This is a genomic window from Bradyrhizobium sp. WYCCWR 13022, from assembly GCF_030435535.1.
Lineage (GTDB): Bacteria > Pseudomonadota > Alphaproteobacteria > Rhizobiales > Xanthobacteraceae > Bradyrhizobium.
In genome coordinates this window covers 186,039-199,498 of record NZ_JAUIZJ010000023.1, presented here as the reverse complement: position 1 = coordinate 199,498, position 13,460 = coordinate 186,039, and the positions used below count along the sequence as shown (strand labels likewise).

Here is a 13,460-nt window from a genome sequence, read left to right as displayed (position 1 = left end):
TTGCGTGGGAGAGTAGGCGACCCGCCTACGGCTCCACCACAAACTCCACCCGCTCCGCCGCAAAGCGCGAATGCTTGGTCACCAGCGGCTTGCCCTGGAGATCGAGGTCCGTCGCGTCAACCACCAGGATCGGCCGTCCCAGCGGCAGGTCGAGCCGTACGGCATCGGTGGCATCGACGATGCCGGCAGTGATCCTCGTAGCGCCGCGGCGGTAGTCGCTGATGCCGTAATGCTCGAGCATCTTCGTCATCGAGCGCGTGGCCGAAAACACCGTGCCTGCGCCCGGAAACCGCTCCGCCGAGAGCCATGTGGTGGAGACGCAGATCGGCGTGCGGTCGGCCAGGCGAATGGCCTCGATCCGCACCAGCGGTGCGCCGGTCTTCAAGCCCAGCTCGCGAGCGAGCTCGCGGGTTGCGACGTCCTCTGACGCCTCGATCATCCGACCGTGCGGCTCGCGGCCTTCGGCTCCGACGATCTCGGAGAAGCGCGTGCGCGAGCGCAAGGGATAAGCGAGTTTCTGCGCTTCGACATAGGTTCCGCTGCCGCGTTCGGCGCGCACGATGCCGCGTTCCGCAAGCGCCGCCAACGCGCGCCGCACGGTGTGCCTGTTGACGCGATAGGTTTCGGCGATCTCCATCTCGCCTGGTAATTTGTCGCCGGCGGCGAAGCGGCCATCGGCAATGCCGCGCTCGATGCCGTCGGCAACGAGGCGCCACAGCGCGACGCCCGAGGAGGCGGTGTCCTGCATGCTCATGTCGGCGGCCAGCCTAGCCCAGAAATCATGCGTTTGTCACGAAACAGTCATGGCGCTTCCGTATCAAGTTGTCTATTATCATAGACAACTTTAATTCGGCAAGTTCGGTGGATTCGTTGAGCCAACACAGCAATCAGCAAGCGCAGCGTCAGGCCGCCATGGCCGTGCTGGCGCACGCGGAGGCGGGCGAGATCGCCGCCCGTCTCCGCACGATTCCCTTGCCCGGCCATCAGGATCTGCGCGAACCGGAGAACGGTCTGGTCATGCTGCGCGGCCGGGTCGGCGGCGACGGCGCGCCGTTCAATCTCGGCGAAGCCACGGTGTCGCGCGCAGCCGTGCGCCTTGCCAGCGGTGAGGTCGGGTTCGGCTATGCGCTCGGACGCGATGGCGAGAAGGCGCGGCTGATCGCCCTGTGCGACGCGCTGGTGCAGTCGCGTGATTTTGGCGCGGCGATCGAGCGCGAGGTAATCGCACCGTTGCGCGAGCAGCTTATGGTCCGGCGCAACCGCGTGGCGGAAGAGACCGCGGCGACGAAGGTTGATTTCTACACCATGGTGCGCGGTGAGGGGTGAGGCCATGACCACGATTGCGGAACTGCCGCCGGGATTCGCCGACAAGGTGTTGTCGGCGCAATCGACCTTTCGCTCGGTCATGGACGCGATGGCGCGGCCGGGCTCGGTCCAGCGTATCGTGCCGATGGCGGGAACACCTGGTACGATGATGCGCGGCACCGCCGCGATCGCGTTGACGCTGTTCGATCACGATACGCCTCTCTGGCTCGATCCGCGGATGGCTGAAAGCACCGACGTCTTGAAGTGGCTCAAGTTCCACACCGGTGCGCCCGTGATTCAGGATTCCTCGATCGCGGCCTTCGCGCTGATCAGCGATGGTGTGTTGCTGCCCGATCTCGAGCGTTTCGCGCTCGGCACCAACGAATATCCTGATCGTTCCACCACCGTGATCGTTCAGGTCGAGAGCCTGGACTCAGGGTCGACCTTCGAGCTCCGCGGTCCCGGCATTGATGGTGTCGCGACGCTCCAGGCCTCGATCAAGCCCTTCGACTTGTTCGAGCAGCTCAGCTTCAACGAAACCCTGTTTCCGCGGGGCATCGACCTGGTGCTGGTCGCCGATGATGCCGTGGTAGCGATCCCGCGCACCACCCGCGTCGTGAGCAAGGGAGGCTGACGCATGTATGTCGCAGTCAAAGGCGGCGAACGCGCCATCGAGAACGCCCATCGTCTGCTCGCCAATGCGCGCCGTGGCGATCAAGCCGTTGCGGAAGTCTCCCTCGACCAGATCTCAGAGCAGCTCGGGCTCGCCGTCGACCGGGTCATGAGCGAAGGCTCGCTCTATGACCGCGAACTCGCGGCGCTCGCGATCAAGCAGGCGCGCGGCGATCTGATCGAGGCGATCTTCCTGGTCCGCGCCTTCCGCGCCACCCTGCCGCGCTTCGGCGCCAGCGAGCCCGTCAACACCGGTGCGATGCGCGTGCAACGGCGGGTGTCCGCGACCTTCAAGGACATTCCGGGTGGCCAGATCCTCGGGCCGACCTTCGACTACACGCACCGCCTGCTGGATCCGTCGCTTAGCGAAGGCTTTGTGCCGGAAACGCCGGCGACATCAGAGGCGTCAACCGCGGCGACGCCGCGCGTGACCGACATTCTGGGCCGCGACGGGCTGATCGAACCCTCGCCGCAGGCCGAGGAGGGCGCCAGCGTCGGCGATCTCACCCGCGAGCCGCTGAATTTCCCGGCCGACCGCGATCTGCGCCTGCAAAATCTCGCACGCGGCGACGAGGGCTTCCTGCTGGCAATGGGCTATTCCACCCAGCGCGGCTATGGCCGCAATCACCCCTTCGTCGGCGAGATACGCTTTGGCGAGGTCGAGGTCGAATTCGCTGCCGAAGACGTCGGCTTTGCCGTGCCGCTCGGCGCGATCGAGCTCACTGAGTGCCAGATGGTCAACCAGTTCAAGGGCTCCGCAACGGAGGCTCCGTGCTTCACCCGCGGCTATGGCCTCGCCTTCGGCCAGAGCGAGCGCAAGGCCATGTCGATGGCGCTGGTCGACCGGGCGCTGCGTGCCCGTGAGCTCGGAGAAGAGGCCTTGGCCCCGGCGCAAGATGAAGAATTCGTATTGTCGCATTCGGACAATGTCCAGGCGACCGGCTTCGTCGAGCATCTGAAGCTGCCGCATTATGTCGACTTCCAGTCCGAGCTCGGTCTGCTCCGCAAGCTCCGCAAGGAATTTGCCGAAGCCTCTCCTGAAGCCAATGCGACCGACGCCATGAAGGAGGCCGCGGAATGAACGCGCCCGCCTACAATTTCGCCTATCTGGACGAACAGACCAAGCGGATGATCCGCCGCGCGATCCTGAAGGCGATCGCGATCCCCGGCTATCAGGTGCCGTTCGCCAGCCGCGAAATGCCGATGCCCTATGGCTGGGGCACCGGCGGCGTGCAGGTAACGGCCGCGATCCTCGGACCGCAGGACGTGCTGAAGGTGATCGACCAGGGTTCGGACGACACCACCAACGCGATCTCGATCCGCAAATTCTTCGCCAAGACCGCCGGTGTCGCCACCACGACCTCGACCGACGAGGCGACCGTCATCCAGACCCGCCACCGCATCCCCGAGACGTCGTTGCACGCGAATCAGGTGCTGGTCTACCAGGTGCCGATCCCCGAGCCGCTACGCTTCCTCGAACCGCGCGAGACCGAGACGCGGCGCATGCATGCGCTCGCCGAATACGGCCTGATGCACGTGAAGCTGTACGAGGACATCGCCCGCTTCGGCCACATCGCGACCGCCTACGCCTATCCGGTGAAGGTGAACGCGCGCTACGTGATGGATCCGTCGCCGACGCCGAAATTCGACAACCCCAAGATGGACAATTCCCCGGCGCTGCAATTGTTCGGCGCCGGTCGCGAGAAGCGCATCTATGCGATCCCCCCCTATACCAAGGTGGTGTCGCTCGATTTCGAGGATCACCCGTTCGAGCCGTATCGTTTCAACGCGCCATGCGCGCTGTGCGGCGCCGAAAATTCCTACCTCGACGAGATCGTCACCGACGACAAGGGCAGCCGCATGTTCGTCTGCTCCGACACCGACTATTGCGAAGGCCGTCAGGCCGACGGTCATCATGGTGCCCTGAGTGCTGCGCCCTACAAGGACAAGGCGCAGGGAGAAGCAAATGGCTGATCTTCTGGAAACCGATCAGCCGCTGCTGATCGCTGAGACCCTCGGCAAGTCCTACGGCCGCATCGCTGCCTGCCGTGACGTGTCGTTCTCGCTCTATCCAGGCGAGGTGCTGGCGATCGTCGGCGAATCCGGCTCCGGCAAATCGACGCTGCTGCAGCTGCTGTCGGGCCAGCTCGCCGCGAGCGGTGGACACGTGCGTTACCGGATGCGCGACGGCGTCACTCGTGATCTTGCCGCACTCGGCGAGGCCGAGCGGCGGCTGCTGTTCCGCACCGATTGGGGTTTCGTGCACCAGGATCCGGCGCAAGGCCTGCGCATGGCGGTCTCGGCCGGCGCCAATGTCGGCGAGCGGTTGATGGCTGTGGGCTGGAACCACTATGGCCGCATTCGTGAGTCGGCGTCCGACTGGCTGACGCGCGTCGAGATCGATGTCGCCCGCATCGACGATGCGCCGCGGACCTATTCGGGCGGCATGCGCCAACGTCTCCAGATCGCGCGCAACCTCGTCACTGGACCTCGACTGGTGTTCATGGACGAGCCGACCGGCGGGCTTGATGTTTCGGTCCAGGCCCGTCTGCTCGATCTCCTGCGCAATCTCGTCGCCGAACTGCATCTCGCCGTCGTCATCGTCACCCACGATCTCGCGGTTGCACGCCTCTTGTCGCATCGCGTGATGGTGATGAAGGGCGGTCGCGTCATCGAGGCGGGTCTCACCGACCAGGTGCTGGACGATCCGCGCGAGCCCTATACCCAGCTCCTCGTCTCCTCGATTCTGCCGCCATGAGCCGACCAATGACCGCCATGATCGACATCGCCGACGCCAACAAGACCTTCACGATGCACCTGCAGGGCGGCATCGAGCTGCCGGTGGTGCGCGGCGTGACCTTTCACGTTCAGCCGGGCGAGTGTGTCGTGCTCTCGGGGCCGTCGGGCGCTGGCAAGTCGTCGATCCTGAAGATGATCTTCGGCAACTACCGCTGCGATTCCGGCCGGATCGGGATCCGCCATCGCGGCGTGCTGATCGATCTCGCCGCCGCCGAGCCGCGGCAGGTCCTCAACGTCCGCCGTGCGACCATCGGCTATGTCAGCCAATTTCTGCGAGCGGTGCCGCGGGTTGCGACCATCGACGTCGTTGCCGAGCCGCTGATCGCTGGCGGCCTCAGCCGGGCTGACGCGCAGGCGCGTGCCGGCGAGCTGTTGCATCGCCTCAACATCCCCGATCGGCTCTGGCAGCTTCCGCCTGCGACGTTCTCCGGCGGCGAGCAGCAGCGGGTCAACATTGCGCGCGGCTTCATCTCGGACCTCCCGATCCTGCTGCTGGACGAGCCGACCGCCTCGCTCGATGCCGCCAACCGCACCGTCGTGGTCGAGCTGGTCGCCGAGAAGAAGCGCCAGGGCGTTGCCATGGTCGCGATTGTGCATGACGACGAAATCCGCCATTTGATTGCCGACCGCATCGTCGACGTCACCAGCTTCGCCGCCGCGGCCTGAAGGAAGAGAATATGAACGCCAAGCCGAAGGTAACAGTGATCGCCAACGCCAGGCTCGTGCTGGCCGACCGGGTGATCGAACAGGGCTGGCTGGCTCTCGCGGACGGACGCATTACCGAGATCGGCGAGGGCAGGGCGCCTGCCGGCGCGGAGGATGCCGGCGGCGATCTGATCATGCCCGGCCTGATCGAGCTCCACACTGACCACCTCGAAGCGCATTACGTGCCGCGCCCAAAGGTGTTCTGGAATCCGGTCGCGGCTGTCATCTCCTATGACGGCCAGCTCGCGACCTCAGGCATCACCACCGTGTTCGACTCGCTCCGGGTCTGGCGCGAGGACGGCGCCGAGGAGGTCGATGGCCGCGCCGGCGTGCTTGCCGCGGCGATCACCACCGCACGTGACTCGAATCTGCTGCGCGCCGACCACTTCCTGCACCTGCGCTGCGAAATCCCGATGCCGAGCGTGGTCGAAGAGGCCAAGGAGCTGATCGACCGCCCCGACGTCAAGCTGATGTCGCTGATGGACCACACCCCCGGTCAGCGCCAGTTCCGCGACGAAGTGAAGCTGCGCGACTACTACCGCGGCAAGGGCGGCGGCAAGACCGACGCCGAACTCGACGAGCTGTTCGCGAAGCGCTTCGAGTATCAGAAGGCCTATGCCGCGACCAACATGCGCGAGATCGTTTCGCTGGCGCATCAGTACGGGATTCCGCTGGCAAGCCATGACGACACCACGGAAGAGAACGTCGCTGATGCCGTGCGTGATGGCGTTGCAGTGGCGGAATTCCCGACCACGATCGAGGCCGCGCGCGGCCTGCACCAGGCCGGCATCGACATCCTGATGGGTGCGCCCAACGTCGTGCGCGGCGGCTCGCATTCCGGCAACATCGCCGCGGTCGATCTCGCCCGCGAAGGCCTGCTCGACATCCTGTCGTCTGACTACATCCCGTCCAGCCTGCTGATGGGCGCGCTGCAATTGCCTGAGCACGCACCGGCGATCAGCCTGCCGGCGGCCGTTCGCACCGTGACGAAGGCGCCGGCCGATGCGGTCGGCCTCACCGACCGCGGCGAGATCGCAATCGGCAAGCGCGCCGACTTGATCCGCGTCCACGTCGCCGGCAGCGTCCCGGTGGTGCGCAGCGTCTGGCGCGAAGGGGGCCGTGTCGCATGAGCGAGACGGCCGCGCCAGCGAAAGATGCGGCGGGCGCCATTGGGCCCGGGCGGCTCGTGCTCGTGGTCGGTCCCAGCGGCGCCGGCAAGGACACGCTGCTGCGGCTGGCGCGGGCGGCCTGCTCCGACGATCGCGACGTCGTCTTTCCGCGCCGAGTCGTGACGCGCGCGGCCTCCGCCGACGAGGACAATATTGCGGTCAGCCCGGATGAGTTCGCCCGCGCGCGCGAACACGGCGATTTCGCCGTTCATTGGGACGCGCATGGGCATTTCTATGCCCTGCCGCTGGAGATCAACGACGACATCCGCGCCGGGCGCGCCGTCGTCGTCAATGTCTCGCGCACCGTGATCGCCGCGCTGCGCGAAAGATATGCCAACGTCGTCGTGGTCGCGATCACGGCGCCGCCGGACATGTTGGCGCAGCGGCTCGCGGCACGCGCGCGTCACAGCGACGGCAATATCGCCGACCGGCTCGCGCGCAGCGTCGATGACGCCTCGGCCATTGCCGATGTCACCATCCTCAATGCGGGGAGCGCCGACTACCATAGCCGCCATCTTCTGCGCGTGATCAAAAATGAATGCTGGCACGAGGAGCGGCCAGTACAATAAGGAGACTGGAATGTCGGTGATTGAGACGGTCGAGCAGCTCGAAGCCATCTACGGCGCCACTAATGACGCCTCGACCGTGAAAGTCGCCGACCACGTCACGCCACTCTATCGCATCTTCATCGAGAAGGCGCCGTTTGCGGCGCTCGCGACCATCGGACCCGAGGGCATCGACTGCTCGCCGCGCGGCGATCTGCCCGGCTTCGTGCGCATCCACGATCCCAAGACGCTCATGCTGCCGGATCGACGCGGCAACAACCGGGTCGATTCCCTGCGCAACATCGTGCGCGACCCCAGGGTGTCGCTGATGTTCCTGATCCCGGGCTCCGGAAACGCCGTTCGCGCCAACGGCCGCGCGCATCTTTCCGTCGATCCCGACCTGCTGGCGTCGTTCAAGGTCGAAGGCAAGGCCCCGCGCAGCGTCATGGTGATGAACGTCGACGAGATCTACTTCCAGTGTGCCCGCGCCATCGTCCGCTCCGACCTCTGGAATCCCGACAAGCGCATCGACCCGAAGACGCTGCCGACACCCGGCCAGATCCTGGCGGAGATGAGCCAGAACAAGGTCGGCGGCGCGGAGTATGATCGGATCTGGCCAGAGCGCGCGGCGGCGACGATGTGGTGACCGCTCCGTCTGGACGTGGACGCCGGATTCCTAACCACGTAGCGCTGCCAGCAATTCGTCCGGGCGTTCGGCCATGACCATGTGGCCCGCGCCCGGCACCACGACGGCCCTGGCATGCGGGATCGCCGCCGCGAGCGCCTTGCCCGCCTTCGCCGGTGTCATCATGTCCCGTTCGCCGAGGATGAGGGTCGTCGGCACCTTGACGGTCGCGGCTGCCGTCAGCGCATTCGCGTAGGCGTTGCAGGCCGACAGATCCCTGAACAGCACGCCCGGCTTGCAAGCTTTCAGCACCGCCTGCGCGCCACCGTGCATCCACAGCCCCGGCGCAAGGCTGCCGCCGAGCTCGGCGTTGAAGCCGAGACCCCAGATCGAGACCATGTCGTTGGCGTCCTGCGAGTTGGCCTCGGCGGCCTTGAGCAGATCGGGGCCGACCGTCATGGTCGCGGCGGTGCCGATCAGGCTCAGCGCCGAGACCTTGTCGGGGTGACGTGCAGCGGTCTCCAGCGAGATCAGCGATCCCATGGAATGGCCGATCAGGTGCGCCTTGGCACTGCCGGCAGCATCGAGCAATGCCGCCGTCCAGTCGGCCAAGTCGGCGATGCTTCCCAGTGACGGCCCGGCCGAGCGGCCGTGACCGGGCAGGTCGGGCGCCAGCACGCCAAAGCCGTGGTGGGCGAACCAGCGCGTATGCAGCGCCCAGGTCGAATGATCGAAGCCGGCGCCGTGGATGAAGACGACGGTGGGCAGGGATTTGTCGAACTCGCGGCCGCCGGTTGCGACAAACACATCGGTGCCGTTGACGGAAAGCTTCATCGTCTCAAACCTTCTGCGAGATGCGCAGCGCCTGCGCGAGATCGTCGATGATGTCGCTGGCCGTCTCGATGCCGACCGAGAGCCGCACCAGCTCCTCGCCGATGCCGGCGGCCTTCAGCTGCTCGGCGTCCATCTGCTGATGTGTGGTCGAGGCCGGGTGGATCACCAGCGTCTTGGCGTCGCCGACATTGGCGAGATGGCTGATCATGCGCAGCGATTCGATGAACTTGCGCCCGGCGGGCCGTCCGCCCTTGATGCCGAAGGAGACGATCGAGCCGGCACCGCGCGGCAGCAGCGTCTTCGCAAGCTGATGGTCGGGATGGTTCTCCAGCGAGGGATGCAGCACCCAGTCGACGGCCTTGTTGGTCTTCAGCGCTTCCAGCACCAGATGCGTGTTCTGCATATGCCGGTCCATGCGCACGCCGAGCGTCTCGACGCCCTGCAGGAGCTGGAACGCGTTGGTCGGCGACAGGCAGGCGCCGAAATCGCGCAAACCTTCCGTGCGGGCACGCATGATGAAGGCCGCCGTGCCGAACTGTTCGTCGAAGACGATGCCGTGATAGCCGCCATAGGGCTCGGTCAGCACGCCGAATTTGCCTGATGCGCGCCAGTCGAAGCGGCCGCCGTCGACGAGGGCGCCACCGATCGCGATGCCGTGGCCGCCGATCCACTTCGTCGCCGAATGCATCACGATGTCGGCGCCAAGCTCGATCGGCCGGCTGAGATAGGGCGTGGCAAACGTATTGTCGATCAGCAGGGGAATCTTTGCGTCATGCGCGATCTGTGCGACCTTCGGGATGTCCAGGACTTCGAGGCCGGGATTGCCGATGGTCTCGCCGATCACGAGCTTTGTGTTCGGCTTGATCGCTTTCCGGAAGGCATCATGATCGCGCGGCTTCACGAAGGTCGTGGTGATGCCGAAGCGCGGCAGCGTGTGCGCCAGCAGATTGATGGTGCCGCCATAGAGCGAACTCGACGCCACGATGTGGTCGCCGGCATTGAGCAGCGTCGCAATGGCGAGATGCAGCGCGGCCATGCCGCTTGCGGTGCAGATCGCTCCGACGCCGCCCTCGAGCGCCGCAAGCCGCTCTTCCAGCACGCCCGTAGTCGGGTTGGAGATGCGCGTATAGATGTGGCCGGCGCGCTCCAGATTGAATAGCGCGGCGGCGTGATCGGAATCCTGGAACACGTAGGACGTGGTCTGGTAGATCGGCACCGCCCGGGCACCGGTCACGGGATCCGGATGCTGGCCCGCATGCAGGCTCAGGGTCTCGAAGGCGGGCGGTTTTGGCGCGGGCATGCGTGGCCTCGTTGGTCGGTCGGTGATGGCGGATCTTGTGCCACAAAAACACTGAGGACGTCAGCCCATTGACAGAGCTGCACGGGCGGACGCAGCGCCAGGCACGAGCACGAAGAGTCTGTTCGATCCGGCTTACAACCCCGTCCGCCCCGCCAGCCGGTCCCGCACGTCGGCGGCGATCTCGAACGAGCGCAGCCGCGCGGCGTGATCGTAGATCTGCCCTGTCGTCATCAGCTCGTCCGCCGCGGTGTCGGCGATCAGCGCCCTCAGCTTCTCCTCGATCACGGCAGGGCTGCCGACGGCGGAGCAGGCGAGCGATTGCGCGACACCGGCCTTCTCGGCCGGCGACCACAGCGCGTCCATGTCGTCGACCGGCGGCGGCAACTGGCCGGGCGTGCCGCGGCGCAGATTGATGAACTGCTGCTGCAGCGAGGTGAACAAGCGCAGCGCCTCGACGTCGCTGTCGGCGGCGAACACGTTGACGCCAATCATCGCATAGGGCTTGTCGAGCTGCGCCGAGGGCTCGAACCGCGCGCGATATTCGCGCAGCGCCGGCATCATCATCTGCGGCGCGAAATGCGAGGCGAAGGCGAAGGGCAGCCCCAGCATGGCCGCGAGCTGAGCGCCGAACATGCTCGAGCCGAGAATCCACAGCGGCACCTTCGTGCCCATGCCGGGTACGGCGCGGATGGCCTGGTTCGGTTTGACGTCGCCGAGCAGCGCCTGCAATTCCAGAACGTCATGCGGAAAGTTTTCGGCGGCCGTGGCAAGGTCGCGCCGCATGGCCCGCGCGGTGAGCTGGTCGGTACCGGGGGCGCGGCCGAGGCCGAGATCGATCCGGCCGGGATAGAGCGCCTCCAGCGTGCCGAACTGCTCGGCGATCACGAGCGGCGAATGGTTCGGCAGCATCACCCCGCCGGAGCCGACGCGGATCGTCCTGGTCCCGCCCGCGACATGCCCGATCACCACCGACGTCGCCGCGCTCGCGATCCCCGTCATGTTGTGATGCTCGGCCAGCCAGAACCGCTTGAAGCCCCAGGCCTCCGCGTGCCGGGCGAGATCGAGCGAATTGCGGAACGCCTGCGACGCATCGGATCCCTGCTTGATGGGTGCGAGGTCGAGCACGGAAAACGGGATCATGTGTGGCTGCCGAAATGGGGAATCTGCGCGTCCGGGAGAGGCTCATGTAGTGTCACCGCGCAGGATGGGTAGAGCACCCTTCGCAACCCTGTTATGGCGCTCCGCGGCGCCCGTCGTCTCGGCTGGGCGTTTCGTGCCTGTTGTTGTACGCTCCATGTCGCGCCACCGTTGTCAGGAGGAATGACATGACCCCTGTCGTACTCAACCGCCGCAACCTCCTCGTTGCCGGCGGCTCCGTTCTTGCATCGGGCGTCCTGGCGACGGGAGCTTCCGGATTTCTGCTGCCGGCGCGCGCGGAAGGCCTCGCGCCGACTGAATCGATGACCGGCGGCGCCAACAACTACCGCAAGGGCGCACCGATCGTGGAGCGGATCGGCAAGGGCGGCTTCTGGATGAGCGGCACCGTTCGCCGCGTCGGCGACGGGGCCCCGCTGGCCGGGCAGCGCATCCAGATATGGGCGCACACGGTCGAAGGGCAGGAGCACGAGCCGCAGAGCCATGGCGCAACGCTGACCGACAGGGACGGCGCGTTCCGGCTCGAGATGCCGCAGATCATTCCCATCTTCGGCCAGCCGCATGGTCACCTCGCCTATGACAGCGGGGAATTCAAGACAGTCTTTCTGCGGCCGATCATGCGCAGCCCGAAAGAAACCAGCCTCGAGGCGCACTTCGTGCTTCAGCCGGCCTGATCGCGTTGCAAGGGCAAGGCCAAGTGAAAGGCCAAGTGATAGACCACGCGCAAGGGTGGAGATCCCTGATCTGGGTCGCCCTCGCTGCGGCCATTGGCGCACCGATCGCGCTCGCAGCGACAAGCGAGCAGCTCGCATGGCGCGGTCCGGTCTACGTCCTCGCCGGTTTCGCGGGGATCATTGCCCTCGCTCTGGTGCTGGTTCAGCCGCTGCTGATCGGCGGATATCTGCCGGGACTATCGGCCTATCGCGGGCGGCGGGCCCATCACTGGATCGGCGGCGCGCTGGCGCTGGCCGTTGTGATCCATGTCGCCGGTCTCTGGTTCACCAGCCCGCCCGACATGATCGACGCGCTGACCTTCTCCTCTCCGACACCGTTCTCCCCCTTCGGCGTGATCGCGATGTGGGCCATCTTCGCCGTCGCGCTTCTGGCCGCGCTGCGCCGGCGGCTGCGACTGCGCACGTGGCGCATCGTCCATGTCCCCCTTGCGATCGTCATCGTCGCCTGCAGCGTGGTTCATTGCCTGCTGATCGAGGGGACGATGGAGACGATTTCGAAAGCGGCGCTGTGCGTGCTCGTGCTTGCGGCAACGATCAAGGTAATGACCGATCTCTGGCGCAAGCGGATGGTTCGGAACGAAAATGTTGCGCGGCCGATCCCAGGTCAATGACCTGGAATGTCGCCATGGATCATCCTGTCGAATGGTGGGCACGCAGGTTCAGTCGAGCACGTGCGAACCCCGTCGAGCCGCGTGAGCCGTCCCGCGCGCTGCTTGCCGCATCCGGCGTTGGCGCGTATCCTCGTGCCATGACCGACAGCACGCCCGATCTGAAAGCGTTCCTGCTCGCGACGCCGTTCTTCGGCGGTCTCGCCGACCCAAGTCTCGACCTCCTGATCTCGATGCTGGTCGAGCGCCGCTTCGATGTCGGCGCGACGATCGTGGCGGAAGGCGAGCCGGGACGCTCGATGTTCATCGTCAAGTCCGGCCGGCTGGCGGTCGGCAAACGGACGAATGCGGGGAGTGTGCTCCCGATCTCCGTTCTGGAGCCCGGCGACTTCTTCGGCGAGATGACGCTGATCGAAATGCAGAACCGCTCCGCCACGGTGGTCGCGGAGAGTGAGACGGCGCTCTACGAGCTGACCGCCCAAAAGCTCTATGCCTGCTACAAGGCCGACATCCATGCCTATGTGATCGTCCTGCAGAACATCAATCGCGAGCTGTGCCGGCGGCTGCGCCGCGCCGACGACCGGTTCACGGGACAGCATGTGAGCGAAGAGGACCACTAGAGACGCATTCTGGGTCGAGCGCAGCGAAACGGATCGTGCCTGCCGGCCAACCAGCTCTCGATCGATTTCGCTTTCGCCCTTCGAGCGACGGCGGACAAATCGCTGCCGTCCAGCGAGCCCGCTATCCGATGTGGTTACAGCAACGCCAGCGAATGCAGTGAGTTTCTGTGAAAGCCGAAGGCGATCAAGCCGGAGAGCAGCAACGCAGTCCCAGTCACGATCAGGCAGCACGCAAGCACTATCGGAGCCTCTGGTTCGTCAGGAATGACCAGGACGATAATGGATAAAATTTTACCGACAATCGAAAGGAAGAATTAACCTTACCTGCGCGGCCCGGCAGGTCTTCTGTGGGATGGGCAGAGCAACTTGTCCGCCGGCGCGCTCGAAGA

Annotated in this window: 16 protein-coding genes; 12 read left to right on the top strand and 4 right to left on the bottom strand. The window is 65.8% G+C overall.

Going from position 1 to position 13,460, the window contains the following annotated elements; all coding sequences use genetic code 11:
• Window positions 1-25: 25 nt before the first annotated feature.
• Window positions 26-754: a phosphonate metabolism transcriptional regulator PhnF gene (phnF, locus tag QY049_RS27960; RefSeq protein WP_258764916.1), complete on the bottom strand. Its 729-nt coding sequence runs from the start codon at window positions 752-754 to the stop codon at window positions 26-28.
• A gap of 107 nt (window positions 755-861) precedes the next feature.
• Here phnF and phnG point away from each other — a divergent pair, with 107 nt between their 5' ends.
• From phnG to QY049_RS27915, 9 genes are read left to right on the top strand one after another with little or no spacing between them, the layout of a single operon-like run.
• Window positions 862-1,326, top strand: a complete 465-nt coding sequence (phnG, locus tag QY049_RS27955) for a phosphonate C-P lyase system protein PhnG (RefSeq protein ID WP_258764918.1) — start codon at window positions 862-864, stop codon at window positions 1,324-1,326.
• A 4-nt stretch (window positions 1,327-1,330) separates the two neighbouring features.
• Window positions 1,331-1,939, top strand: a complete 609-nt coding sequence (gene phnH / locus QY049_RS27950; RefSeq protein WP_258764920.1) for a phosphonate C-P lyase system protein PhnH — start codon at window positions 1,331-1,333, stop codon at window positions 1,937-1,939.
• A gap of 3 nt (window positions 1,940-1,942) precedes the next feature.
• A complete protein-coding gene (locus QY049_RS27945; RefSeq protein ID WP_194479357.1) occupies window positions 1,943-3,058 on the top strand; it encodes a carbon-phosphorus lyase complex subunit PhnI in 1,116 nt (371 codons plus the stop codon).
• The gene (locus tag QY049_RS27940) at window positions 3,055-3,951 is read left to right on the top strand and encodes an alpha-D-ribose 1-methylphosphonate 5-phosphate C-P-lyase PhnJ (RefSeq protein WP_258764921.1); all 897 of its coding nucleotides are present in this window, start codon (window positions 3,055-3,057) and stop codon (window positions 3,949-3,951) included. The genes QY049_RS27945 and QY049_RS27940 overlap by 4 nt, the downstream gene beginning before the upstream one ends.
• Window positions 3,944-4,735, top strand: a complete 792-nt coding sequence (gene phnK / locus QY049_RS27935) for a phosphonate C-P lyase system protein PhnK (protein ID WP_258764922.1) — start codon at window positions 3,944-3,946, stop codon at window positions 4,733-4,735. The genes QY049_RS27940 and phnK overlap by 8 nt, the downstream gene beginning before the upstream one ends.
• An 8-nt stretch (window positions 4,736-4,743) precedes the next feature.
• Window positions 4,744-5,442, top strand: coding sequence for a phosphonate C-P lyase system protein PhnL (gene phnL, locus QY049_RS27930; protein ID WP_258764924.1), 699 nt, complete (start codon window positions 4,744-4,746; stop codon window positions 5,440-5,442).
• Window positions 5,443-5,453: 11 nt separating this feature from the next.
• The gene (locus tag QY049_RS27925) at window positions 5,454-6,611 is read left to right on the top strand and encodes an alpha-D-ribose 1-methylphosphonate 5-triphosphate diphosphatase (protein WP_301270223.1); all 1,158 of its coding nucleotides are present in this window, start codon (window positions 5,454-5,456) and stop codon (window positions 6,609-6,611) included.
• Window positions 6,608-7,219 carry a phosphonate metabolism protein/1,5-bisphosphokinase (PRPP-forming) PhnN gene (gene phnN, locus QY049_RS27920; protein ID WP_258764926.1) on the top strand — a complete coding sequence of 204 codons (612 nt, stop codon included), beginning with the start codon at window positions 6,608-6,610 and terminating at the stop codon, window positions 7,217-7,219. Before QY049_RS27925 ends, phnN begins: the two co-directional genes overlap by 4 nt.
• A 10-nt stretch (window positions 7,220-7,229) precedes the next feature.
• Complete coding sequence (locus QY049_RS27915) at window positions 7,230-7,841, top strand: pyridoxamine 5'-phosphate oxidase family protein (RefSeq protein WP_258764928.1); 612 nt, start codon at window positions 7,230-7,232, stop codon at window positions 7,839-7,841.
• A gap of 30 nt (window positions 7,842-7,871) precedes the next feature.
• Here the strand turns inward: QY049_RS27915 and QY049_RS27910 are convergent, their stop codons facing one another.
• The 3 genes from QY049_RS27910 to QY049_RS27900 form a co-directional block, all read right to left on the bottom strand.
• The gene (locus QY049_RS27910) at window positions 7,872-8,654 is read right to left on the bottom strand and encodes an alpha/beta fold hydrolase (protein ID WP_258764930.1); all 783 of its coding nucleotides are present in this window, start codon (window positions 8,652-8,654) and stop codon (window positions 7,872-7,874) included.
• A gap of 4 nt (window positions 8,655-8,658) precedes the next feature.
• The gene (locus tag QY049_RS27905) at window positions 8,659-9,954 is read right to left on the bottom strand and encodes an O-acetylhomoserine aminocarboxypropyltransferase (RefSeq protein WP_258764932.1); all 1,296 of its coding nucleotides are present in this window, start codon (window positions 9,952-9,954) and stop codon (window positions 8,659-8,661) included.
• A gap of 132 nt (window positions 9,955-10,086) precedes the next feature.
• Window positions 10,087-11,094 carry an LLM class flavin-dependent oxidoreductase gene (locus tag QY049_RS27900; RefSeq protein WP_258764933.1) on the bottom strand — a complete coding sequence of 336 codons (1,008 nt, stop codon included), beginning with the start codon at window positions 11,092-11,094 and terminating at the stop codon, window positions 10,087-10,089.
• A gap of 185 nt (window positions 11,095-11,279) precedes the next feature.
• Between QY049_RS27900 and QY049_RS27895 the strand changes: the two genes are divergently transcribed.
• From QY049_RS27895 to QY049_RS27885, 3 genes are all read left to right on the top strand, one after another.
• A complete protein-coding gene (locus QY049_RS27895) occupies window positions 11,280-11,783 on the top strand; it encodes a Twin-arginine translocation pathway signal (protein WP_258764934.1) in 504 nt (167 codons plus the stop codon).
• Between the two features lie 23 nt (window positions 11,784-11,806).
• Window positions 11,807-12,454 (top strand): ferric reductase-like transmembrane domain-containing protein, encoded by a 648-nt coding sequence (locus tag QY049_RS27890; RefSeq protein WP_258764942.1) that lies wholly within the window; start codon window positions 11,807-11,809, stop codon window positions 12,452-12,454.
• A gap of 137 nt (window positions 12,455-12,591) precedes the next feature.
• On the top strand, window positions 12,592-13,071 hold the full coding sequence (locus QY049_RS27885; protein ID WP_194479368.1) for a cyclic nucleotide-binding domain-containing protein: 480 nt from the start codon (window positions 12,592-12,594) through the stop codon (window positions 13,069-13,071).
• Window positions 13,072-13,460 lie beyond the last annotated feature (389 nt).

Coding starts and splice junctions, on each gene's coding strand:
- phnK (WP_258764922.1), top strand. CDS start 3,944: ATGGCTGATCTTCTGGAAACCGATCAGCCGCTGCTGATCGCTGAGACC.
- phnL (WP_258764924.1), top strand. CDS start 4,744: ATGACCGCCATGATCGACATCGCCGACGCCAACAAGACCTTCACGATG.
- phnN (WP_258764926.1), top strand. CDS start 6,608: ATGAGCGAGACGGCCGCGCCAGCGAAAGATGCGGCGGGCGCCATTGGG.
- QY049_RS27945 (WP_194479357.1), top strand. CDS start 1,943: ATGTATGTCGCAGTCAAAGGCGGCGAACGCGCCATCGAGAACGCCCAT.
- QY049_RS27940 (WP_258764921.1), top strand. CDS start 3,055: ATGAACGCGCCCGCCTACAATTTCGCCTATCTGGACGAACAGACCAAG.
- QY049_RS27925 (WP_301270223.1), top strand. CDS start 5,454: ATGAACGCCAAGCCGAAGGTAACAGTGATCGCCAACGCCAGGCTCGTG.
- QY049_RS27895 (WP_258764934.1), top strand. CDS start 11,280: ATGACCCCTGTCGTACTCAACCGCCGCAACCTCCTCGTTGCCGGCGGC.
- QY049_RS27915 (WP_258764928.1), top strand. CDS start 7,230: ATGTCGGTGATTGAGACGGTCGAGCAGCTCGAAGCCATCTACGGCGCC.
- phnH (WP_258764920.1), top strand. CDS start 1,331: ATGACCACGATTGCGGAACTGCCGCCGGGATTCGCCGACAAGGTGTTG.
- QY049_RS27885 (WP_194479368.1), top strand. CDS start 12,592: ATGACCGACAGCACGCCCGATCTGAAAGCGTTCCTGCTCGCGACGCCG.
- QY049_RS27900 (WP_258764933.1), bottom strand. CDS start 11,094: ATGATCCCGTTTTCCGTGCTCGACCTCGCACCCATCAAGCAGGGATCC.
- QY049_RS27910 (WP_258764930.1), bottom strand. CDS start 8,654: ATGAAGCTTTCCGTCAACGGCACCGATGTGTTTGTCGCAACCGGCGGC.
- phnF (WP_258764916.1), bottom strand. CDS start 754: ATGAGCATGCAGGACACCGCCTCCTCGGGCGTCGCGCTGTGGCGCCTC.
- QY049_RS27905 (WP_258764932.1), bottom strand. CDS start 9,954: ATGCCCGCGCCAAAACCGCCCGCCTTCGAGACCCTGAGCCTGCATGCG.